We start from the raw sequence: 23,676 nt of genomic DNA, 5'->3' as shown, positions 1-23,676 counted from the left end.
ATTCCTATCTTTACCAAATTGTTGTTGTATCGTTATAGGCTTCCATGGTTAGATCATCCTCTGAAACGGTCCAAACTGAAACCATGCCGTTTTCTGGCGCAACCTTAGCCGTATCTTCGTCAGCAAAGCGGGCTGCGACATTGCGGACAACTGTTCCGTGTGCGACAACCAAGATGTTCTCACCATCAGTATGGTTGGCACGTAATTGATCCATCCCTGCGTCAAAACGCTTCCAAAACATTGCTGAATCTTCAGCATCCTTAAAGGCATCAAATTCACGGCACGCATCCATTGTGCCATCTGCACCTAATTCAGCCACCAAATCACTGTAAGTATCGACTTGTCCGTTCGGTAGCCCCTTCTTTTCTGCGATTTCTGGTGCAATCACATCACCACGTAGGCCTTCATAACTACCAAAGAAAACTTCACGGAAGTTCCAAATTTCAGTAGGCTTAAAGAGGTCCCCACTGTTTTGGTTGGCTTCTAAAATATGTTCAGCAGTAATGCGCGCGCGTGATAAATCTGAAGAATAAGCAGCATCAAAGTGCACATTAGCCAAGCGTGTTCCTGCTGCGTCTGCATCTGAAAGACCACTTTCAGTTAGTGGTGCATCCGTCCATCCTTGCATCCGTCCATACTTGTTTAAGTATGTTTGACCGTGTCGTACTAAGTATAAGTTAAATGCCATTGTGCTCACTCCTCATCATCGTTGTTCGTTGTCGTATGTTACCACTATTATAGCATTTTTGCGGCGCATAATTCTAACTACGTCCCGCCAAATTTTAATTGACAACAATTTATGCCATCTGTTATAGTTAACTATTGTTGTGATGATATTTTGGCCCAATGGTCAAGTGGTCAAGACGTCGCGTTCTCAGCGCGGAATCCAGGGTTCGACTCCCTGTTGGGCTATCGATTTGGGTATAGTCTACAAACTATCATCATGGCCCAATGGTCAAGTGGTCAAGACGTCGCGTTCTCAGCGCGGAATCCAGGGTTCGACTCCCTGTTGGGCTATCAGTCATCAACTCACGTGAGCGCAATTTCGGTTGCGCTTTTTATTTTGCCAAAAAATCAATTCACACAAGGTCTCGCATGAAATCATGCATCCATCACCCACATCCCAACATCATTTTTCCTAACACTTTATCGCCTAAATACATTACAATGAACACAATAAGAAAAAAAGGACGGAATATTATGCCAACTTTCATCTCATGGAACATTGATAGTATCAATGCTGCCGTCGAACACAAATCACCACGTGGCGAAATGACCTGGGCGACTTTGCAGCATTTAGCCGAGCTTGCCCCAGACGTCTTAGCCATCCAAGAAACAAAGCTACGTCCAACCGGCTTAACCAAGAAACAAGCAACAGCATTAGATGAACTATTCCCTGATTACCACCGTTACTTGAACTTCAGTACGGCGCGTACTGGTTATTCTGGAACCATGATGTTGACCAAAGCAGAACCAATCGCCGTGACAATGCCTGAAATTGGGGCACCTGGCGAAATGGATCAAGAAGGTCGGATTATTACCCTTGAATTCCCAAACGCGTTCGTATCGACCGTTTATACGCCTAATTCAGGCCGTGAACTAGCCCGCCTTGAAGAGCGTCAAGAATGGGACAAAGCCTATATGGCTTATATCGATTCTCTCAATGCACAAAAGCCGGTTATCTTCTCTGGTGACTTTAATGTTGCGCATGAAGAGATTGATTTGAAGAATCCTAAAACCAATCACCACAGCGCTGGCTTCACTGACGAAGAACGCGCTGATTTCACTGATTTGCTGAATGCCGGTTACCTTGATACTTTCCGGACTTTGCATCCTGAAACAACTGGGGTCTATACATGGTGGTCACAAATCGCCAAGCAATCAAAAATCAACAACGCCGGTTGGCGGATTGATTACTACCTCATTTCAAAGCAACTTGGTGACGACTTAGTTAGTCTTGATGTCATCGACACTGGCGCACGTCAAGATCACGCCCCGATCCAATTAGTCCTGAAAGATTTTAGCCTTAGCTAAAGCAAAAAGCCCAAGCATCTGCTTGAGCTTTTTTTATTGGTTTTAAAAAACAAAAAAGCACCCGGAAACTCCGAGTGCTTTTGTTTAACTTTAATTTTGCTTAGATTTCATCCAACAATAGTTGCTTGATTTCTTCCAAGAATGGTTGACGTGGGTTTGTTCCGATTGTTTGGTCATCGTAAACCAAGTCAGACAAACGATCAACACTTTCTTCAACAGCCTTCTTTGAAACACCGTTTCCAGTCAAAGTAGTATCAACATCCAAAGCATCAGTCAATTCCTTGATCTTTGCTAGCAATGCGTCAACAAGGGCTGCGTCATCCTTACCTTCCAAACCGATGTAACGTGCGATATCGGCGTAATCCTTTTGGGCACGGTATGTTTCGTAACGTGGGAATGGTGTACGCTTAACGTTTCCAGTAACCGCGTTGAACTTAATAACGTGTGGCATAGCAATTGAGATGGCCAATCCGTGAGGCAAGTTGAATTCTCCACCAGTCTTGTGGGCAATGGCGTGGTTCAATCCCAAGAAGGCATTGGCGAATGACATACCAGCCAATGTTGCAGCGTAGTGCATGTTAGCACGGGCTGTTTGACCTTCCTTAGTTGGGTGTTGTGGATCATAGTTGTATGATTCAACCAAGTTATCAAAGATTAACTTGATAGCTTGCAAAGCCCATGGACGTGTGAAGTCTGAAGCCATAACTGATACGTATGATTCCAAAGCGTGTGACAATGAATCCAAACCTGAGTAAGCAACCGTACGCTTTGGCACAGTCATAACGAATTCAGGGTCAACAATGGCAGCTTGTGGTGTCAAAGCATAGTCAGCCAATGGGTACTTCACGTGAGTTTCATCATCAGTGATAACCGCGAATGGCGTCACTTCTGAACCAGTTCCTGAAGTTGTTGGGATAGCAATCATCTTTGTCAATGGTTGCTCTTCGAACTTAACGATACGCTTACGGATATCGATGAACTTTTGTTGCAACTTTTGGAAGAGTTCCTTCATTGCTTCAGGATCATCCAAGACACCTTCATGTTGTTGTGAGTATTCGTAGATGTAACGGGCAATCTTACCTGCATCAAGCGCTGATCCACCACCGATTAGGATAACTGAATCTGGCTTGAAGTCAGCCATTTGCTTAGCAATTTCGATTGTTTGTCCAAGTGTTGGATCAGGCTTAACAGTTCCGTAGATTGAAGTCTTAACAGGCTTCTCACGCAATGCTAATTGATCAAGCACTTCGTCAACGAATCCGAATTGTACCATACCTGGGTCAGCAACGATGAAGGCACGTTCTACACCTTCAACATCTTGCAAGTATGAAATTCCGTTTGATTCGTAGTAAATGTTCTCTGGTAGACGTACCCATTGTGGACGGTTACGACGACGAGCAACAGTTTTAACATTCAATAGATCATCTGTAGACAAGTTATGTGACAATGAATTCTTCCCCCATGAACCAGTTCCAAGCGTCAATGATGGACGCATAGCATCTGAATAAACGTCTCCGATTCCACCAAGTGTATCTGGTTGGTTAACCAAGATACGTGATGCTTCAACGGCGTCAGCATATTCCTTAACGAATGGGTCGTTTTGCGCCCCAATTTGGATAGCGGCGTTGTGTCCAGCACCTTGGTAGTTGAGCAATGAACGTACAATTTCGATGGCTTCATCACGTGATTCCGCCTTATATACTGAAAGCATTGGGCTCAACTTTTCTGATGACAAAGCTTCACCGATGTTCTTCTTGTCCAATTCGAACAACAAGACATCCTTACCTTCAGGAACCTTAACACCAGCTTGTTCAGCAATCCAAGGTCCTGGACGTCCGGCAACAGGTCCAGCAACACCATAACCTTCAGCATTTGGCTTGAAAGCGTAGTCAGCAATCTTTTGGTAGTCCTTCTTAGGTACCAAGTAACCACCTTGCTTTTGCAATTGGTCCATGAACTTGTCATAAACTGATGCATCAATAACAACTGAGTTTTCAGCGGCACAGATCATACTGTTGTCGAAACGCTTTGAGATAAGCAAATCTTCAACGGCACGGTCGATGTTAGCAGTGGCGTCAATGTAAACAGCACCGTTACCAGCACCAACACCCATTGATGGGTTACCTGAGTGCAAAGCAGCGTTAACCATTCCAGGTCCACCAGTAGCCAAGATTGAAGCAATGCCATGGTTTGTAATCAATGCGTTAGTTGCATCAATTGATGGCTTTTCAATCCATTGGATAAAGTTCTTTGGGGCACCAGCCTTAACGGCTGCATCGTAAACGATTTGTGCAGCATGAACTGATGATTGTTGTGCTTGTGGGTGGAACGCAAAGATAATCACGTTACGTGTCTTAGCCGCCATCATTGACTTGAAAATAGTCGTTGATGTTGGGTTAGTTGTTGGCACGATACCAGCCAAAATACCAAGTGGGGCAGCAACCTTAACTTGTCCCTTAACCTTGTCTTCGCTGATTACACCAACAGTACGGTCGTTACGGATAGCGTTGTAAACAGATTCTGAAGCGAACTTGTTCTTTGTATCCTTATCTTCAACAACTCCACGACCAGTTTCATCGTGTGCTTCGTGAGCAAGAAGCAATGAGTTTTCTGAACCAGCCAATGCCATAGCGGCAACGATCTTGTCGACTTGTTCTTGGCTAAATGTCTTGAATTCGTTAAAGGCAACTTGGGCCTTTTCAACCAAGGCTTCTGTTTGCGCCTCGGCGTCGGCCTTCTTTTGAGCCTTCTCTTCTGGAGTTAATTCTTTTTTCTTATTCTTAGGTGCTTCTGCCATCAGTAAGATCTCCTCTTTTATGTAGGTTTTATTTCTTTATCTCTATCAACAATACTTAGTATAACATTTCACAAAGTGGTGTCAACAGTTCTTGTGAAGTTTTTTTCAATCTCTTTTAAAACGGTTTAAACTGGCTTTTTCCATTCCATATCGGTGCATGCGTTCTGTATGTGACTTTAATCACATAACACTTCTATTTAGCATACTCTTGTTCACCACTCAGTCTATACCTTTCTCGACAAAAAAACACGATTTCTATTGTAAAGAAATCGTGTTTCAGCGAGAAAACCTACCAAATAATCACGCGATCACTTGGCGCACGGTACATACCATCCGTTGGTTTTACATCATAAGTTGTATAGAATTCATCAAAATTAGTTACCGGTACATTTGCACGATAATTATTTGGCGCATGGACATCAATTGCAGTCACCATCTTAGCGTATTCAGGGCGACGCTTCTGACGCCAAATTCGCGCCCAATTCGTAAAGAATTCATCAGCGGAGTAATCTTCTTCTAACTGGGCCGCTTGCAGAGCGTCAGCAAGACCACCTAAATCAGCGACGTTTTCAGAAACAGTTAGCTTACCATTAACGGAAACGCCTTCAACGTCGAGACCATCAAATTCATCAACGACCTTTTGGGTGCGTTCCTTAAAGGCCGCGAAGTCCGCTTCCGTCCACCAATTATTCAAATTACCATGTTCATCAAACTCAGCCCCATTTGTATCAAAGGCGTGCGAAATTTCATGCGCAATCACTGCCCCAATCCCACCATAATTTTGTGATGATGTTTGTTCTAGACTATAGAATGGTGCTTGTAAAATTGCAGCAGGGAAGACAATTTGATTTTGTTGTGGATCATAATAGGCGTTTACCATGTTTGCAGGCATACTCCATTCTGATTGATCAACTGGTTGGTTCCAACGACCCCATGCTTCTTGAGTTGCTTGCTCACGGAAACGACGTGCTGCCGAAACAAGATCATCATCTTTGGCAATCATGCGCTTAGCAAAACGGTCAGGCAACTTTTCAGGGTACCCAATATGTGGATTAATGACACTTAACTTGAGTTGTGCCTTTTCTTTCGTCTCAGGTTGAAGCCAGTCAACTGAATTCAAGCGAACCTTATACACTTCAATCATCGTTTGAACCTTTTGCTCAACATCAGCTTTGGCCTCTGGTGAGAACTTTTCATTGGCATACCACAATCCCAATGGTTGGTCATAAAATGCTTCAGCAAGGTAATAGGCTGACTTACGTTGTGAACTAGCCTCGGGCACACCAGAGACATAACGACCGTAAGCACCTGCTAACAAACGAATGTCGTTTGAAAGATAAGCCGTAAAGCTATTTACAATCGCAACAAGCAAATGTGCCTTTAACAATGGCCATGCTTCTTCTGAATAGAATTGGTCCGCATTTTTCCAGAAATCGTCTTCTGAAACAATAATGTCAGTTGGTGTTTGACCTAATTGTGCTTGAATCAATGTCGTCACATCCAAAGGTCCTGCTAACTTTACAAATTCGTCCCAAGAATATGGATGATAAACGTTCGTCACTTCTGATGCCGTTTCATTACTCATGACATGCGCAGCAACCCGGGCATCAAAGGCTAAATTCTTCGTCAAAATATCATCAATTTCAGCATCTGAGAAATCAAAAGACTTGAATAGGGCTGTTTGCGTTTCACGCCACTTATCCAACAATTCCTGCTTTTGTGGATGATCATCGGCATAGTATGTTGTATCTGGCAAAATTGTGCCAAAGCTATCTGCCCACAAAACATTTGTTTGGGCATCTTTAAAATCAGGCGCAATGCCAAAAGGCACACCATTCGGTAAACCGGCTTGTTCCAATTCAACCAAATGCGCATTGTAGTCAGCAAAAGAATCCAATGCCTTATATTGCTCAATCAAATCAGTCACTGGTGCTGCACCCTTGGCATCACGGGTTTCCCAATCGCTAGCCATTTTGTGGTACTTTACAAAGTTTAGCAAAATGGGATCATTTGGCACATTCTTGCCTGCTAACCATTCATCTGTTGTGTCTAACATCAACGTTTCAATTTCATCACTCAAATCATTGAAACCACCAGTACGGGGTTTGTCATCAGGAATCACCGCTTGGGCTTGCCATTCTCCATTGACAGCTTCGTACAAATCATCTTGCTTACGAACTTTAGTCATATCAGCACCTCGTTTTTGTATAATAGTACCAGTTTAGCACATTTCTCATTAATATCTAATAAAAAACCAAACAACAGACTAGTTGCTTGGTTCATTTATTTATTTAACATGCCAATCTTTCAATTTCTGACTAATTTGCGCGTTCAACGCTGCGTTATACTTTTGTGTCTCTGTTTGCACAACTTTTTCTTGTACAGCCTTTTGTGCTTTTTTATTCTTCAAGAAATTTGGATTTTGTTTGTATTGCTTGGCAAATTCAACCTTCACTTGCTTGGCAACCGCATCCGAAATCGTCTTATCCGAATTCTTGTTCAAATCTGCCAATTGTTGATATTGACTCGTCGTTAATACATGCCAATCCTTTGGAATCGTCATCACATAAGACGTTTTCGTACCTGTCTTTTGATTTTGTCCCATGCGCATAAAGCGGTCAAAGGCATTGTCCGTTTGGTACGTGGTCAAGTTCGTCTTCAACGTTGCTGGTGACCCAGTCTTTAGCGTCATCTTGGTACCTTCAGCTAAAGTCTGGTAAGTTTTATCCCCCATATCATAGGTATAACGCTTCCCACCATCAACCTTTTCAGTGGTGATGAACTTGTATGAACCCAATTCTTCCGCTGGCTTAATTTTTTCGGTTGTTGAATCAGAACGCTTTGTCATAAACAAATGATCCTGATCGTCAACCTTCAAGCCCCACGTGTTCAAGCCAATCAATACAACACCAATTACAATTGGAATCCAACGAATTGAGTGATGTTGTACGTATTGGAGTAATGCATAAAGTAAAAACACAATCCCTAGTACTAATAATACAATCATAGATATAATACCTCATTAATTTATCTTAAGTACTAAGTGTATCAAATTTTTAAGCTTTATGCCTTATCTTGTGCAGCCCAGATGTTAATTGGTCCAAATTGGTGACCCACATCAATCGTTTCAGCGATGGCTTGGTAAGTCAACGTCTTAGCTAATTTAACAGCTTCGAGAATTGATTGTCCCTTCGCTAATTCAGAGACAATCACGGATGACAAAGTATCACCAGTACCGTTAATGTGCGTTGTGTCCACATATGGTTCCGTTAGCCAGTGTGTTTCCCCATTTTCGAGTAACAATAGGTCAGTCACTTCAAGTTGCTTAGCGTCCGCGTGACGGCCCTTTAACAAAACATTCTTGGCTCCAAAGCTTTGGATTTTACGTGCCGCTTCTTCCATATCATCAGGTGAATCAATACTCATATCGGCAAGTAACTCACCCTCATAAATATTTGGCGTTGTGATGGTCGCCAAAGGCAATAACTCATTTTGCACGGCTTGAATCGCATCCATTTCGAGCAATGTTGCACCGTGCTTGGTTGAAATCACTGGATCAACGACCAAATCACCAAAGGAAACGCGCTTGAGATTTTCGACAACATTATGAATAATTGCTTGATCGGCCAACATTCCTGTTTTAGCTGCACGAATATCAAAATCGTCGGCAATACTCGTAAATTGTTGCGTAATAAAATCCAACGGCATTGTTCGTTGGTCTTGAATACCATATGAATTACCCGCTACGGCTGCAGTTAAAATCATCATGCCATACGTATCTCGGGCAAAGAATGTATGCAAGTCGGCAGGACCACCTGCTGATCCATCACTATCGTTACCAGCAATTGTTACCACTTGAGGAAAGCTATTTACCATGTCGTGTCCACTCCTATTGATTTAATTATTCTCATTATAGGTTAATTCGGACAAATAAAAAAGCTAGAAAACATCAATAAGTGATATTTTCTAGCTTTTATTTTTAGTAAAACGATTAGCTAATCAACGCAGGTTGATTAAACCAATGGTTCCCACTTCCAGTCAGTGAATTCTTCAATGTCACGACCTTCGTTACGAGTAACGTCGAAGTGCTTTGCCAAGATTTCGTCCATCTTCTCCAAGAAAGCGCCAGCCTTCTCTTCGTTGATAACGCCGTTAGCTGCCAAAGTAGCAACAGCATCCTTAGCTTGGTGGAAACGATCCAATTCTGAGTATACACGCATGTCGTATTGCGTAGTAATATCACCATCTTCACGGTAACCATGTGGGTGCAATCCCAAGTGTTGACGTTGGTAGAAGAATGATTCGATCAAATCTTCGTAACCGTGGAATCCGAAGATTACAGGTGTTCCAGATTCACCGAAGTATTCTGAGAACTCGTCATCTGACAATGAACGTTCGTCGTTCATTGCACCGTTCTTAGCTTGCAAACGCATCAATTCAACAACGTTGACATAGCGCAATGCAACTTCAGGGAAGGCATGGTTAACAAGGTCAACGGCTGCCAAAGTTTCGATAGTAGGTTCCGCACCGGCTGAAGCAAATACGATATCTGCCTTACCTTGTGGGGCAGTAGAAGCCCAATCGATAACTGCCAAACCTTCGTTAGCCAAAAGTTCAGCTTCTTCAGCAGAGAACCATTGTTGACGAGGTTGCTTTGATGCAACAACGTGGTTGATCTTGCTACGTTCTGAGAACGCACGGCTGAATACGGCCAACAAAGTGTTTCCATCAGCTGGCAAGTATTGGCGAATGAAGTCTGCCTTCTTTTCGGCCAAGTGAGTCAACATACCTGGATCTTGGTGAGTGTAACCGTTGTGATCTTGTTGGAATACAGTTGAAGTTGAAATCAAGTTCAATGATGGGTAATCATTACGCCATGATTGCTCTGAGGCGTGACGCAACCACTTGAAGTGTTGTGTGATCATTGAGTCAACGACACGTAGGAATGATTCGTATGATGCGAATACACCAACACGACCAGTCAATGTGTATGCTTCCAACCAACCTTCAGCTTGGTGTTCTGAAAGTTGTGAATCGATGATACGTCCTTCAGGAGCAACGAATTCGTCATTAGGGAATTCTGTTGGTTCCATCCATTGACGGTTAGTCATCTTGAACATGTCCCATAGACGGTTTGACATTGTTTCATCAGGTCCGAAGATACGGAATGATGTAGGGTTCATGCGTGCAACTTCAGCAAAGAATCCTGACAATACGTTCATGTCCATGTTACGGTTTCCGTCAGCTAATTCAGTACCACGGTTTTCAGCAGTAATTTCGTTAGCAAACTTCTTCCAGTCTGGCAAATCCAAATCCTTTGATGATTGACCCTTAGGGGCACCACCATTAGTGATTGGGTTGTCTGAAATACGCTTGTCACCCTTAGGTGCAATTTCAGCGATTTCTGACTTCAATGAACCATCAGCGTTGAACAATTCTTCAGGCTTGTATGAGTTCATCCATTCTTCGAATTGGTCCAAAGTTTCCATGTGTCCAGCTGACAAAGGAAGTGGCACTTGGTGGGCACGGAATGAATCTTCGATAGGGTTACCCTTAGCGTCGAAACGTGGTCCACCCCAACCCTTTGGCAAGCGAGCGATAATTACAGGCCATGCTGCAATTTCACCGTCTTGGTAACGATCGTTTTCACGAGCGTCCTTTTGGATTGCTTGGATGTCTTCAATAGCTTGGTCAAAGACTTGAGCAGCCTTTTCGTGGTAAGCCATGTAGTCATGAATGTCATCGTTTTCGATGAAACGAGGTGACCATCCCAAACCTTCAAAGAACTTTGAGATTTCTTCGTCTGACATACGTGCAAACAAAGTTGGGTTTGAAATCTTGAATCCGTTAAGATCCAAAATAGGCAAAACCGCACCATCAGTCTTTGGGTTCAAGAACTTGATACCGTTCCATGCAGTCATTGATGGACCAGTTTCAGCTTCTCCATCACCAACAACAGTGAAACCAAGTTGATCAGGGTTATCCAACACAGCACCAACGGCGTGTGACAATGAGTAACCTAATTCTCCACCTTCATGCAATGAACCTGGAGTTTGGGCTGTCATGTGAGATCCAATTCCACCGGGGAATGAGAAACGCTTGAACAAACGTGACATACCTTCGATATCTTGAGTAATTTCAGGATAATCTTCAGTGTAAGTACCATCAAGGTATGAGTTCGTAACCATAACTTGTCCACCGTGACCAGGGCCACCGATGTAGAACAAGTTCAAACCGTACTTGTTGATCAAACGGTTTGCGTGAGCGTAAAGGAAAGTTTGACCTGAGATAGTTCCCCAGTGTCCGATAGGCTTTACCTTAACGTCTTCAGAAGTAATTGGTGTGTTAGTAACTGAGAACAATGGGTTGCTCTTCAAGAAAATCATACCAGCTGAAAGGTAGTTGGTTGCACGCCACCAGGCGTCAACTTTTTCAAGGTATTCTTTTGAATCAAAATCTACTGCCATTTTGATATCTCCTTAATAAATTGTTTGAGAAATAAGTTACGACTTTAGAAGACAATTCTCCTAAGTCAACACAATTATGATAACAGATTTAAATACGACATACAAGAAAAATCAAATAATTGGAACGGTCCAATTATTTGATTCATTTGTGGTTCCAAAGTCCTATTCACCATCTAAACTATCAAAACTATTATATCGCATATATTTATAATGGATTCGCATGGTTCCGACTTCAAATGGCGTCCCATCATCCAAAAAATAAATTCCCGCCATCACACCGACTGGTTCCGTTGGTTTTAAGCCTAAGGATGCTTGGTCTTGGGGCGTTGATGGTTCGGCTGATACCGTCAAAAATGATCGGGTAACCGGTTTTTTTGTTGTTAATTCTGCGTATTTAAATAACGAAGCATGCACATCCGCCTCTGTTAAATTGGGCAATAATTTTACGGGTACTAAAGCATCCTCACTCATAAATGTTTTACCCTGTAATTGACGCAATCGTTTAATATGGTATACCTCTTCACCCTCTTCTAAAAATAGGGCTAATTGTGTGTCCTTATCGGCTGATTGTTTATCAAATGAAACCAGTTCGATTGCTGGCGCTTCCCCGTCGATTCTAAAGGAGTCCGAAACGCCCAAGCTATGCCCGGTTGATTGAAACATGGTTTGATTTTTCATATATAGTGGATTCACAAAAGTTCCTGACCCACGTTTCTTAAAAATAATGCCTTGTTGCGCTAAGACATTCAAAGCGCGCTTAATTGAACTCCGTGACACATCGTATGCAACGGCAAGTGAACGTTCGTCAGGCAGTTTTAATGTCGCAAATTCTTGTTGATTAATCCGCTTTTTCAAGTCGGTTAATACGCGTAAGTAAATTGCCTCTTGTTCCATACAACCCTCTCCATCTTGTAAACTTGCGTTTAGCATACCACAAAAGTGGTCCAACCAAAAGGATTGGTTGGACCACTTTATCATTTTATGCATAATCTGTTCCGGCCCATTCGGCCTTAAATTGGTCGACAAACTGATGCATGGCTGCATCACGAATGGCCCCAATGCGCTTTCCCTCGTCAGTGTTCAGATAATCTTTTAACAGGAATAACTTCTCATCAAAGTGATTAATCATCGTCTCACCAGCAGGATTACGGTAATCTGCCTTCGTCTTAAGGTCACGTGGCGGGATACTTGGATCGTACAAAGCGTGATGGGCTTGTACACCATACTGAATCACACGGGCAACCGCAATCATCCCTATCGCCTCTAATCGATCAGCATCTTGCACGATTTGTCCCGAAATATCCAATGGTTCAGGGTTACCAAACCGTTGTTTACTCCAAGACATATTATCAATAATCTGAAAAATGGCCGTTTGGCGCTCATCAGCAATTTGAAGTTCCGACATTTTATCCGCAACTTGTTGTTTCGCGTGAGCAACGTCAGCAAACAATTTATCATCGTAAGTATCATGCAATGTTGCCGCAGCTAATGTAATAAAGGCGTCGGCTGTTGGTTCTGATTCAAGGAGGTGTTGGGCCAATTGAACCACCCGGTCAATGTGTCCTGTATCATGTCCACTTTCATCTTGACCTAATTGTTTACGCATAAAAGCATCGAGTGCCTTTAACTGCGCCTGCTCTTGATTGTTCATGATTCCCTCCTCATTCTTTGGTTCGCGTTATGAAATTAAACACGACGTCAATCACTAAACTTAGCCCAAACATGGCTAGTAAATAGTATAAAATATAACGTCCAAAATTTTGCCAGAGCATGGGCGTGTCGGTCACGATAAAACAAATTGGGATTGCAAGCACCGTCAAAAAGACAATATAACTCACAACACCACTCTGAATATTTTACCAATCAGCCCGACTCAAATTCAGTGCTAAACAAAACTGAATACATAACATTATCCAAATTAGTAAATGCCACCACACAACACCCATCCATAATTGGCTTGCATCTAAAACCAAAAGCGCCGTCAATAGTTGCGGCCAACAGAGATACGTCGTTAACCATACCGCTAATCCGATACCAAACAACGGCCCCATCCCAATGAAGAAGTTTCCTAATTGTTGATACAAACTTTTGGGGTTCCAGGCGTGTGAAACATACCCCAAAGTCTGTTCGACATCCGCTTTCTGGACTAGGCTGATTTTATCGATCTTGTGCCGAAAGATTAGGGCCATAATGGCATGCGAAAGTTCATGGACAATGATACCAAAAAAACTAAAGTAAAATTGCGCCTGATTTCCAAAGCGATTCACAATTAATTGATTCGTCCGCTTCGTGATTGCCGAAATCACAGCAGCCCCCACATAGGGCATGACGAGTACAATTAACAACAACTCAATCCAGGTTGTAAAGTAACTTTGCATCATGCTTGTTGTAAGTCAGCAAAGGTTCCTGACACAAAGTTGGCTAAATCTTCAGCATTAATCCGAATTGAACGGCCGATTTCACCCGCTGAAACAGTTAATTCTCCAGCATCTTGTGCTGATTGGTCAATATAAATTGGGAACTTCTTATTTTGCCAAATGCCGACTGGATTATTTGCACCGTGCACATAACCCGTTGTCTTCTGTAAGTCTTTCGTTGGAATCATTGAAACTTTTTTATTTCCTGAAACAACAGCTAACTTCTTCTCGTCTAAATGTGCGTCAATCGGTACAATCCCAATCACAGGACCCGTGACATTTCCCGTTAGAGCCAATGTCTTATAGATGCTATGGTCATCCAAATGGTACTTTTCCATCTCATCAGCATGTCGATCCATCCCATCTTCAAACACAATTGTTTCATATGGAACATTTGCTTTATCTAAAATTTGTTCAACTAAAATTTTTTTCACTTTTGTTTTCTTTGCCATGTTGAACCCCTTTAACACTTATAATATATCTCTATTTTTAAATGATTTCGGCAAAAACACAAGCAAAAAAGACGGACATTATTGTCCGTCTTTTCGTTATAGTTGAATATTTTGTTCCTTCAAAGCATCTTGCACGCCAGGGTTAGCGATAAATTCATCGTAATCCGTTTCGGCACGTTCAATGACACCAGGCTTACCCAACACAATAATGTGGTCAGCAATCGTTTGAGCGAACGTGTGGTCATGTGATGTGAAGATCAAGCCGCCCTTGTAATCAATCAAACCATCATTCAATGATGTAATTGATTCCAAGTCAAGGTGGTTCGTTGGGTCATCCAAAATCAACACATTTGGCTTCGTCAACATTAGCTTAGCTAACATAACGCGGACCTTTTCACCCCCAGATAGGACATCCAATGTCTTTTCAACATCTTCACCCTTAAACAACATCCGACCTAGCAAACCACGCAAGAAGGTGTTGTCATCTTCGTCCTTACCCGCAAAATCGCGTAAGAAATCAAGGATTGGCATATCAGGCTTAGGGAAATTCTTACCCATGTCCTTTGAAAGGTAATCACGTGAAGTTGTCACACCCCAAGTCACAGTTCCCTCATCAGGTTCCATGTTACCTTCTAAGATGTCCAACATTGCAGTTGTCGCAACGTCGTTATCGGCCATGATTAAAGTCTTTTCGTTTGGACGCAATGTGAATGACACATTATCAAGCAACTTAACGCCATCAACCGTCTTTGACACGTTTTCAACCTTAACCATGTCATTTCCCATTTCACGTGCGACATCAAAGTGTACGTATGGGTACTTACGGCTTGAAGGTTGGATGTCATCCAACGTAATCTTTTCCAATTGCTTCTTACGCGCAGTGGCTTGCTTTGACTTTGAGGCGTTAGCTGAGAAGCGGGCCACGAAGTCTTGCAATTCTTTGATTTGTTCTTCCTTCTTAGCGTTTTCGTTTGCTTGCAAACGTGATGCCAATTCTGAAGATTCCTTCCAGAAGTCATAGTTTCCCACGAATTCTGTAATCTTACCGAAGTCCACATCCAAAGTCATTGTTGAAACAGTGTTCAAGAAGTGACGGTCGTGGGATACAACGATAACGATATTTGGATAATCAGCCAAGAAGTCTTCCAACCAAGCAATGGTCTTGGTATCCAAACCGTTAGTCGGCTCGTCCAAGATCAAAATGTCAGGATTACCGAACAAAGCTTGGGCCAACAAAACCTTAACCTTTTCCGTTTCAGACAATTCGCTCATCATCGTTTGGTGCATTTCTTCAGGAATACCCACACTTTGCAAAAGTTGTGAGGCATCTGATTCAGCTGTCCAACCATTCATGTCGTCGAATTGCGCTGAAAGTTCACCTGCACGGATACCATCTTCATCAGAAAAATCAGGCTTCGCGTAAATGGCGTCCATTTCAGACTTCACTTCCGCAAGTTCTTTGTATCCTTGCATCACAGTATCCATCACTGTGTAATCATCGAAGGCAAAGTGATCTTGGACCAATGATGACATACGTTCGTTTGGATCCATTGAAACAGTTCCAGTTGTTGGTTGTAACTTACCTTCCAAAATCTTTAGGAAAGTTGACTTACCGGCCCCATTGGCACCAATAATTCCGTATGTGTTTCCTGGTGTAAATTTAAGATTAACATCTTGGTATAGCTTTTTACCGTTGAAAGCTATTGAAACATTTGAAGCTGTTAGCATATTTTTTATTACTTCCTTTTTTACGTTAATTCATATCTAAATACAATCAATCTCCATCATATCAAAAATGGACGAACATTTGTCCGCCCATTGTATCATTTCATTAACAATTACGCATTGCGTTTAATTAAGGAAATAAAATAAATTCCCGCTTCAATGATGGCAATGTAGAACGATACTGGCACATTGGTCCAATAAGATAAGACCAATGCCGCCCAGACACCGACAACACCAAACAAAACTGATAATCCAATCATCTGCCACACTGTCCGGCCCCAGCGCATCGCTGCACTAGCCGGCAAAGTGATTAAAATAAAGATTAACAATGATCCCACAACTTGGGATGAGATGGCCACAGTCATCGCCATCAAGACTAAGAACAAAACTTCAATCAACACCACGTGCTTCAAACTAAAGATCGCAGTGTTGTAGTCAAAGGCAAAGTGACGCAAAGGTCGGTAGCACAGAAGACCGACAACCAAAACAATTAAGGCTAAGACGACCACTTGTACGACATTCGCATGGCTAATACTGAAAATCGAACCGAATAGAATACTCGTCGCAGCGCTGGCATTCTTTTGCGAAAGCGCCAAGAAGGCGATTCCCAGTCCAATTGCCACGGCACTCACCGCTGAAATTAACGATTCAGAACGCTTTTCTTGCATCCCCAACTCACCAATCGTCGTCGAAGCGAGAATGGTAAAAATCAACATCCCAATTAGCGGCGACCAGCCCATAAAGAGGCCAAATGACGCCCCGGCGAAGCCAATTTCACTTAATGTGTGGGCTAAAAACGACATGTGGCGTGCCACCACAAAGACCCCAATAAAACCACTGACAATGGCAATTAGCGTCCCAACAACAAAGGCATTTTGCATAAATGGATAACTAAGCATGATCTTGATTTCCCACCTCCAGCTGTGTCACGTCCAAATCCTTGACCTCACCATACTCACTACCCTCAGGCTTGAGCAAGAGATAATCGTCGGCGTACTCTTTAATAATTTCCAAATCATGACTAATCATAATGATACTAAGATGATGATGATCACGATAATGCTTCACGACGTCCATCAATTCATACTTGGCAATATTATCCAAATTTGCGGTTGCTTCATCCAAAATCAAGAGACCCGGATCCACCAACAGCGCTTGCGCCAAGTAAGACCGTTGCCGTTCCCCACCCGAAGCTTGGTCAATCCGTTGATCAGCCAATTCAACCAAGTGCGTGTCTTCCAAAATATGTTGAATTTGTGCTTTTTCTGCCTTCGTCATCCAAGGCCGAATCCCCTGGTCAAAACTCAAACTCACAAATTCAGAAATGCGTAACGGAAAATCTTGGGCATCCGGACGTTCTTGGGGAACATAGCGAATCACCGGCTTCTTGTTCGGCCAAATCAGTTCCCCTTCTGTTAACTTTTGTTGCTCTAAAATGGCACGAATTAACGTGGTCTTTCCAACCCCATTATCACCAATGACCGCCAACACGTGTTGTGACTTCAATTCAAAATCCACATGTCGGTATAACCAGCGCTTACCAAATCTAATTCCAATATTTTTTCCTTCAAGAACTACCATTTATTGCACCGCCTTTTGCAGACTCTTTAGTTGATTATATTGCCAATCAATATACGAAGTGTTTTTAGGCATTGATTCGGTTACCGGTACAATCGGTACCCCTGCTGCCTTGGCTTCTTGCAAAGCCTGCTTCACTAACTTACTTGATGATTGCGTGTTATCAATCACCGCCACCGCTTCATGATCCTTTAACTTGCCCTGCCATTCTGACATCGCTGCTGGTGTTGGATCATTTCCTTCATCAATCGCTTGGGCAAAAGCCGTATCTAAACGCTTCGCTCCTACAGCTTCTAGCTCTGGATCAAAAACTGGTTCTGTTGCCAAAACCCCTTTACCAGCCATCTGCTGCTTTAATTGCGTCCGAAGGTGATCCACCTTCTTCATTTTATTTTGGTAATTTTTGGCATTTTGTTCAAAGTAGGCCCGTTGGTCAGGTTTGATGGTACTGTATGTTTCAACTAAGGCATTCGTCACCCGATTTACAACATCAGGTTGATACCAAAAATGCTCATTCTGACCTTCTTGATAATGATACATTTGACCTACGTTAATCGCCTTGGCGTCTTTGTTAGCTTTCGTGAAGCGCTCACTCCACGTATCATAGCCGCCACCATTAGAGATGGTCACTGTCGCGCGTTGATACAACTTTGCGGTATTTGCCGTTGGCTCAAAGTCATGTGGGTCAACATCCGGGTTCGTCATGACACTTTTCACTTCACCCTGATTCCCCAACACCGCTTCGGCCATTTCACCATAACTATTCAAGCTACTAACTACCCGGATGGGACTATTCCCTAAATCAGTACTCTTATTCTGCTGTAATCCGGTATAAATCACGAGCCCGATTAAAAATAAAACCAAAGCTCCCGTAAAAGATAAAAGAATTTTATTAAGTTGACTGCGCATCATTAACCCCCGTTAACTTGTCTGTCATCGCCGTTAAGAAACGCGAAATGACGGCTTGTTCATCATCGGTAAAGTGATTCAAAACAGAAACATATTCGCTTTGTGTCGTCTGATGCTCGTCCGCATGTTCAGTCGCCATCGTTCGTCCAGCATCAGTTAACGCCCAACGATTAATCCGCCCATCATCTGGATCTGGCATTAACGTCACCATGGGATTTTGTTCATTTTGCAAAATCTTCATCGCCTTAGTGACCGCAGCTGGCGATACTGCTAAAGCTTGTGCCAACTCCCCATTTGTTTGCGGTCCTTTTTGTGCCAAAATCATCAAAAGATGGCCCTGTGTTAAGGTAATGGTTTGTTTATGTGCAAATCCCAAGAGGATTTCGCGTTGATTTTCAGCAAGCAATAAAATCTGATTCAAAAAATCATCTACTTGTGCTGCATTTTCTGTAACTGTCATCGAAAACTCCTTTACCGGTTAATTAACCAGTAAAATATATCACGCTAACAATTAGTTAGTCAACCATTTTGGTTCATTAATTTTAAACGTGCGCGACATTTCCCACAAACATAACGATTTACATTCATGCGCCGGTTACGATAAATATCATGCCCGTTGGCACATTGATAGTGCCATTTGGCAGTTTCTGGTTTCGCTGGCGCAAAGCGTAATGCCCCAGTGCGTGCCAATTCCTCTTTAAAAGCGCGATCACGGTGTTGATGTGGCAAGCCTTGTGTGTGCATGTGATAATGAATTAATTCATGTTGAATCACGCCACGTAATGTCTCGTCATCAAAGTCTGTTAACATCTTAAGGTTAATCTCAATATTGTGTGTCGCCAATAAGTAGCGCCCACCCGTCGACCGTAATCGTCGATTAAAAATTGCGCGATGTGCGAAAGGTCGTTCAAAATCACTTAGCGAAATTTGTTCGACCAAACTTTGGAGTTCCTCATCTGTCATTTTTAACCACCTCCCGCGCTAGTTGCACTTCTTTACGTTGCGTTGATTTGATTGATTGATTTGATAACGTAAATTCTACTGCCCCTGTTTGCCAGCGTTGCGTGAATTCTCGTTCATAAAAGCGCGCGAAAAAATTCAAAGCGCTAATCCCTAAGGCTGTAATTTCAAGCCCATTAGAAGTCATATGCAATAAATCATATCCCTGTAGCACCTGTAAGATATGCGTTTCGTCCGCACCAATTGGGTCTCCGGTAGTCTCAACATAATAGTGGTGTTGCTGTGCTTGAATGCTAGGGAGGATTCCTTGCTGATTTAAGCGCAAATAACTGTACATTGCAAAAGAGAACGATTGATAGCGTTGATTACTCAAGTACTGGCGAACCACTTTCAAAACATCTCTGATAGACGCGTAATAACCCGTCCACATTTGATGCCGTTTAAGGCGCGGCGCAGTGTCACCTACGAAAACCGTCAATACTTGCATTGCCGAGACGTCGGGCATCACAAATAAAATGTGCATGGCATTGCGCCGATCCAGCACAATGCTGCGGATACGCATATCTGGTTGCGTTACCTTTTGGCATTCTTGTAAAAGCAACCGATACCATGTTTCACGTGGAACACGTTCCGTTCGCTCCGAAAAATGAACCGCCATTTCAGCTTGTGGATCCTTAACCGCAATGGGTTCGAAGATGGGGGCATGTAAATCCAAGACATCTGGTGCTTCACGTCGCCAGGCATCGCCATCACGCCCAACCCGGAGTCTTTCAAAGTTTTGCTTTTTTTGCATGATTATTTACCTCAAATAAAAAACCGATGAATGGCATCGGTTTTCTAGTTTATGACATATTTTTTTCGATATCTAACTGACGTGCCACATAGAACTGAGCCAAAGTTGACTGGTAATATGGTACGACATAGATGCTGGCTAAGCCACTTGTTAGTGCATTGGCTAACATCCATCCGATAAAGCTAATGTTTAAGAACAACAATTGCATGCGATAACCACGCATCATTGCATTTGATGCCCGCAAGTAGTAAATCGTGCCTTGAACAGGACGTTTTGTTTGCACATCAGCCGCATAGATAAACGGCGCCATTGCAAAACTCAATGACATCACAATTCCTGGAATCACGAAGAACATATAACCGATAAAGACGAGGACTGAACGCACCGCCATCAAAATGACGCTGTCCTTCAAAGTTGTTCGCCCAAAGAAGCGTAAACTTGTGCGGAAAGGAGCTTCCGGTTGCTTTTTCGTCAATTGCCACATCACAAACGCCCAGCTAGTACCAATGGCTAGCATCCCGCTAATAATGGCATCAATGAACGCTGATCCCATCAAGCCAGGCATCGCACTTTGAATATGTTGCATATAAATATCTGATGGTACTGATTGACCGCTAAAAGTCTTCATGCTCATCCGCATCAAATCTTGATATTGGGCACTACGTGAATTGATTAGACTAAAGATAAATTGCCAGACGATAAGTCCAAAGCCTAATGATAGGGCGACTTGGAATTGACTAAAGTCACCAATAATTTGGTGGCGCGCGTTCGCTTTAATTTGTCGATTGCTTTGCATCAGGATTCCTTTCTGTACACATTTCTTTTAATTATAACAAAAGGCCGGCAAGCGAAATCGCTCACCGACCTTTTTCTTACTGGGATAGTTGGATTCGAACCAACGATACACGGTACCAAAAACCGATGCCTTACCGCTTGGCCATATCCCAATAATAAATGGGGGCTATAGGATTCGAACCTATGAACCCGAAGGAATGGATTTACAGTCCATCGCGTTTAACCAGACTTCGCTAAACCCCCATAACCAACTTTTATATAATAACAAGTTGGCTAAATGTTTGCAACCTTTTTTTTAATTTTCTTTTGGATCACGCATCAATAATCCAGCTGCAACAGCTCCGATTGCCATGACAATCGCTGCTGCAATGAAGATTGCGATCATACTGTGATTATAAGCATTCAAAATCATACTACGCAATTGTCCAATTTGCGGCAAGCTGGCCAACCTGTTGTTGTACGCAATCGTATGACCTGCAAATGGACCAGCACTCGTAAAGGCATGGTGCAACCCCTCAGACATTTGTGCTGGCAAATGTAAGCCAGCCCAGTGACCATTAACATAATCTTCATACTTGTTTGATTGGGTCAAACCAAGCATCACGATTCCAACTGTCACACCGAATTGACGGAAGACGTTCATAATTCCAGATGCCATTCCCGTTTCAGAAGGTTCGATGCCTTCCAAACCAGCGTTGTTAACCAATGGATTAACCATCGCATTTGAAATACCAAGCAAGACTAGCCCCGGAACCAATTCATTAAAGGTAATGTTTGGTGTAATCATCACAGCCAATACCAAGTAAGCGACAACCCCAAGACCCAAGAAGCCAGCAATCATCCAACGCTTTGAGAAACGGTTTCCTAATCGACCTGTAATTGGTCCGAGGAGTAGCGCCCAAATTGACATGACTAATTGGTGGACACCAGTACTAAAGGCGCTATAACCCATGTAATTTTGCATCATCGTTGTTAGATAAGCGTTAATCGCATACACACCCGCACCCAAGGCAAAGGCAACGAAAATTGCCCCCACCAGGTTCACATGCTTGAATAACTTCAAATTCATCATTGGATGCTTTGACTTCAATTCCACAAGAATAAAGACAATCAATAACACGACACCAGCCAATAGCCAACCCATTACGCGTGGATCAGTCCAGGCCCAGCTAAAGTGTTGTTCCTTTTCAATCAAGCCATACACTAATGTAAATAATCCTGCTCCTGAAAGCAACATACCAAGGAAATCAATCTTTTGACCCTTACCATAACTTGGCGTTTCCTTAACGTACTTCCAAGACAAAACAAACGCAATAATCCCGATTGGTACGTTCACAAAGAAAATTGAAGGCCAACCGAACGTTTCAACCAAATAACCACCTACAAGTGGACCAGAAGCCGTTGAAAGACCAATCACGGAACCCAGAATCCCCATTCCAGTTCCACGTGACTTTCCTTCAAAGTTCGAAGCCACCAAGGCCATTGAAAGAGAATTCAATCCAGCTCCACCAATCGCTTGGAGCGCACGTCCAGCAATTAGGATTGGCAATGATGTTGCCATTCCATTAATTGCTGAGGCCACTACGAAAATCACCATACTAATCATGAAAATTTTCTTACGTCCGTACATGTCCCCTAACTTTGACACAATCAATAAGATTGAGGCAAAGACAATGGTATAAGCATTCAAGACCCATTGTAAGTTACTAAACGTGGTTTTGAAATCCACAGCCATGGTTGGCAACGCCACGTTGACGACGGTCACGTCCAATAGTGCCATAAAGACACCCAAAGACATGGCAATCAAGGCAATCCATTTATTCTTACCACTACCTGATTTTGTTTCTGACATTTAAACTACTCCTCTGTTTGAATTGCTGCTAATTGTGCGTTCGCCCAAGCGAGTTGGGCTTCACACATATCAATTTGTAATGCGATGGTGTTGCCGGCCCACTGATAATGCGCCTGTTGTTCAGGATACTTTTCTGCCTCGCGTACCATTTTGGTTTGGGCGTGGCGATAGTGATCAAGATCATTTTGTATGGAATGACAATAATCATCTAAAATTTGCTGTTGCTCATCGGGCCCAATTTGTCCAAATCCGCGAAACTTAAAACGATAAACATCTGCGCGTTTAGCGTCTTCTGCAACGGGCTGTGCCATGAGTTCATAAAAGCGATTCCGTCCAGCATCTGTGATATGCATCATCTTCGTGCGGCGTCCATTGATTTCGCACTCAGCTGAGGTAATATACCCTTCTTGCTCCAAACGATCCAACAACGGGTAAATCACCCCATTCGATAACTTACGGCGTGGCACCAAAACCTCACCCAGCACATGTCCTAGTTTGTAACCAGAATAGTCATGCGCCATTAACATTCCTAAAATCAATAAATCGTACATGCCGACCTCCATGTGTCGGCTTGACCTATCCGACAAAAGATAATTATAGGTCGTTCAGACCTATTGTCAACCATAAATTTTTTAGACAACAAAAAAGCGACAAACACCGAAATGTTCATCGCTTTATATAGCTGGGATAGTTGGATTCGAACCAACGATACACGGTACCAAAAACCGATGCCTTACCGCTTGGCCATATCCCAATAATAAAAATGGGGGCTATAGGATTCGAACCTATGAACCCGAAGGAATGGATTTACAGTCCATCGCGTTTAACCAGACTTCGCTAAACCCCCATGACGTCTACTCGCAACAACGTTGCGCCTCAACAGATTTATAATATACA

21 protein-coding genes and 6 tRNA genes are annotated in these 23,676 nt (G+C 42.8%); 3 read left to right on the top strand and 24 right to left on the bottom strand.

The window, feature by feature from the left end; genetic code table 11:
* Positions 1 to 10 precede the first annotated feature (10 nt).
* Positions 11 to 688, bottom strand: a complete 678-nt coding sequence (locus tag D3P96_RS00605) for a histidine phosphatase family protein (protein ID WP_124942496.1) — start codon at positions 686 to 688, stop codon at positions 11 to 13.
* A 152-nt stretch (positions 689 to 840) separates the two neighbouring features.
* Between D3P96_RS00605 and D3P96_RS00600 the strand changes: the two genes are divergently transcribed.
* The 3 genes from D3P96_RS00600 (at position 841) to D3P96_RS00590 (ending at position 2,034) form a co-directional block, all read left to right on the top strand.
* A tRNA-Glu gene (locus D3P96_RS00600) sits at positions 841 to 912 on the top strand.
* A gap of 33 nt (positions 913 to 945) precedes the next feature.
* Positions 946 to 1,017: transfer RNA gene (locus D3P96_RS00595), tRNA-Glu, on the top strand.
* 183 nt (positions 1,018 to 1,200) lie between these two features.
* Complete coding sequence (locus D3P96_RS00590) at positions 1,201 to 2,034, top strand: exodeoxyribonuclease III (RefSeq protein WP_124942495.1); 834 nt, start codon at positions 1,201 to 1,203, stop codon at positions 2,032 to 2,034.
* A 100-nt stretch (positions 2,035 to 2,134) separates the two neighbouring features.
* On the opposite strand, the gene adhE is transcribed toward D3P96_RS00590, so the two are convergent.
* The 23 genes from adhE to D3P96_RS00475 form a co-directional block, all read right to left on the bottom strand.
* Positions 2,135 to 4,831, bottom strand: a complete 2,697-nt coding sequence (gene adhE / locus D3P96_RS00585; protein WP_124942494.1) for a bifunctional acetaldehyde-CoA/alcohol dehydrogenase — start codon at positions 4,829 to 4,831, stop codon at positions 2,135 to 2,137.
* A 289-nt stretch (positions 4,832 to 5,120) separates the two neighbouring features.
* A complete protein-coding gene (locus tag D3P96_RS00580; RefSeq protein ID WP_124942493.1) occupies positions 5,121 to 7,019 on the bottom strand; it encodes a M13 family metallopeptidase in 1,899 nt (632 codons plus the stop codon).
* Between the two features lie 99 nt (positions 7,020 to 7,118).
* Positions 7,119 to 7,838: a DUF4811 domain-containing protein gene (locus D3P96_RS00575; RefSeq protein ID WP_124942492.1), complete on the bottom strand. Its 720-nt coding sequence runs from the start codon at positions 7,836 to 7,838 to the stop codon at positions 7,119 to 7,121.
* A gap of 56 nt (positions 7,839 to 7,894) precedes the next feature.
* Positions 7,895 to 8,707, bottom strand: a complete 813-nt coding sequence (gene thiD / locus D3P96_RS00570) for a bifunctional hydroxymethylpyrimidine kinase/phosphomethylpyrimidine kinase (RefSeq protein ID WP_124942491.1) — start codon at positions 8,705 to 8,707, stop codon at positions 7,895 to 7,897.
* A 137-nt stretch (positions 8,708 to 8,844) separates the two neighbouring features.
* Complete coding sequence (locus tag D3P96_RS00565; protein WP_124942490.1) at positions 8,845 to 11,298, bottom strand: phosphoketolase family protein; 2,454 nt, start codon at positions 11,296 to 11,298, stop codon at positions 8,845 to 8,847.
* 162 nt (positions 11,299 to 11,460) lie between these two features.
* The gene (locus D3P96_RS00560; protein WP_124942489.1) at positions 11,461 to 12,192 is read right to left on the bottom strand and encodes a GntR family transcriptional regulator; all 732 of its coding nucleotides are present in this window, start codon (positions 12,190 to 12,192) and stop codon (positions 11,461 to 11,463) included.
* Between the two features lie 85 nt (positions 12,193 to 12,277).
* A complete protein-coding gene (locus D3P96_RS00555) occupies positions 12,278 to 12,949 on the bottom strand; it encodes an HD domain-containing protein (RefSeq protein ID WP_124942488.1) in 672 nt (223 codons plus the stop codon).
* 205 nt (positions 12,950 to 13,154) lie between these two features.
* Positions 13,155 to 13,676: a hypothetical protein gene (locus D3P96_RS00550; RefSeq protein WP_185696036.1), complete on the bottom strand. Its 522-nt coding sequence runs from the start codon at positions 13,674 to 13,676 to the stop codon at positions 13,155 to 13,157.
* Positions 13,676 to 14,167, bottom strand: coding sequence for an aminoacyl-tRNA deacylase (locus D3P96_RS00545; protein ID WP_124942486.1), 492 nt, complete (start codon positions 14,165 to 14,167; stop codon positions 13,676 to 13,678). The genes D3P96_RS00550 and D3P96_RS00545 overlap by 1 nt, the downstream gene beginning before the upstream one ends.
* 96 nt (positions 14,168 to 14,263) lie before the next feature.
* Entirely contained in the window at positions 14,264 to 15,895 is a 1,632-nt protein-coding gene (locus D3P96_RS00540) for an ABC-F family ATP-binding cassette domain-containing protein (RefSeq protein WP_124942485.1), read from the bottom strand.
* 110 nt (positions 15,896 to 16,005) lie between these two features.
* Positions 16,006 to 16,791, bottom strand: coding sequence for a metal ABC transporter permease (locus tag D3P96_RS00535; RefSeq protein ID WP_124942484.1), 786 nt, complete (start codon positions 16,789 to 16,791; stop codon positions 16,006 to 16,008).
* Positions 16,784 to 17,473 carry a metal ABC transporter ATP-binding protein gene (locus tag D3P96_RS00530; RefSeq protein ID WP_124942483.1) on the bottom strand — a complete coding sequence of 230 codons (690 nt, stop codon included), beginning with the start codon at positions 17,471 to 17,473 and terminating at the stop codon, positions 16,784 to 16,786. Before D3P96_RS00530 ends, D3P96_RS00535 begins: the two co-directional genes overlap by 8 nt.
* Positions 17,474 to 18,379: a metal ABC transporter solute-binding protein, Zn/Mn family gene (locus D3P96_RS00525; protein ID WP_185696035.1), complete on the bottom strand. Its 906-nt coding sequence runs from the start codon at positions 18,377 to 18,379 to the stop codon at positions 17,474 to 17,476.
* Positions 18,363 to 18,839 (bottom strand): MarR family winged helix-turn-helix transcriptional regulator, encoded by a 477-nt coding sequence (locus D3P96_RS00520; RefSeq protein WP_124942481.1) that lies wholly within the window; start codon positions 18,837 to 18,839, stop codon positions 18,363 to 18,365. The genes D3P96_RS00525 and D3P96_RS00520 overlap by 17 nt, the downstream gene beginning before the upstream one ends.
* A 59-nt stretch (positions 18,840 to 18,898) precedes the next feature.
* Positions 18,899 to 19,342 (bottom strand): SprT family protein, encoded by a 444-nt coding sequence (locus D3P96_RS00515; RefSeq protein ID WP_124942480.1) that lies wholly within the window; start codon positions 19,340 to 19,342, stop codon positions 18,899 to 18,901.
* Entirely contained in the window at positions 19,332 to 20,132 is an 801-nt protein-coding gene (locus D3P96_RS00510; RefSeq protein WP_124942479.1) for a hypothetical protein, read from the bottom strand. The genes D3P96_RS00515 and D3P96_RS00510 overlap by 11 nt, the downstream gene beginning before the upstream one ends.
* Positions 20,133 to 20,181: 49 nt before the next feature.
* Positions 20,182 to 20,928, bottom strand: a complete 747-nt coding sequence (locus tag D3P96_RS00505) for a DUF975 family protein (RefSeq protein ID WP_124942478.1) — start codon at positions 20,926 to 20,928, stop codon at positions 20,182 to 20,184.
* A 79-nt stretch (positions 20,929 to 21,007) separates the two neighbouring features.
* Positions 21,008 to 21,079, bottom strand: a tRNA-Gln gene (locus D3P96_RS00500).
* An 8-nt stretch (positions 21,080 to 21,087) separates the two neighbouring features.
* A tRNA-Tyr gene (locus D3P96_RS00495) sits at positions 21,088 to 21,170 on the bottom strand.
* Between the two features lie 52 nt (positions 21,171 to 21,222).
* The gene (locus D3P96_RS00490; RefSeq protein WP_124942477.1) at positions 21,223 to 22,779 is read right to left on the bottom strand and encodes an MFS transporter; all 1,557 of its coding nucleotides are present in this window, start codon (positions 22,777 to 22,779) and stop codon (positions 21,223 to 21,225) included.
* A gap of 5 nt (positions 22,780 to 22,784) precedes the next feature.
* Positions 22,785 to 23,330 (bottom strand): PadR family transcriptional regulator, encoded by a 546-nt coding sequence (locus D3P96_RS00485; protein ID WP_185696034.1) that lies wholly within the window; start codon positions 23,328 to 23,330, stop codon positions 22,785 to 22,787.
* 131 nt (positions 23,331 to 23,461) lie between these two features.
* Positions 23,462 to 23,533 (bottom strand) — tRNA-Gln (locus tag D3P96_RS00480).
* 10 nt (positions 23,534 to 23,543) lie between these two features.
* A tRNA-Tyr gene (locus D3P96_RS00475) sits at positions 23,544 to 23,626 on the bottom strand.
* Positions 23,627 to 23,676 lie beyond the last annotated feature (50 nt).

Source organism: Weissella viridescens, assembly GCF_003862435.1.
Lineage (GTDB): Bacteria > Bacillota > Bacilli > Lactobacillales > Lactobacillaceae > Weissella > Weissella viridescens_A.
Note: the sequence above shows the minus strand (reverse complement) of the source record. Positions and strands in the feature narration are given on the sequence as shown.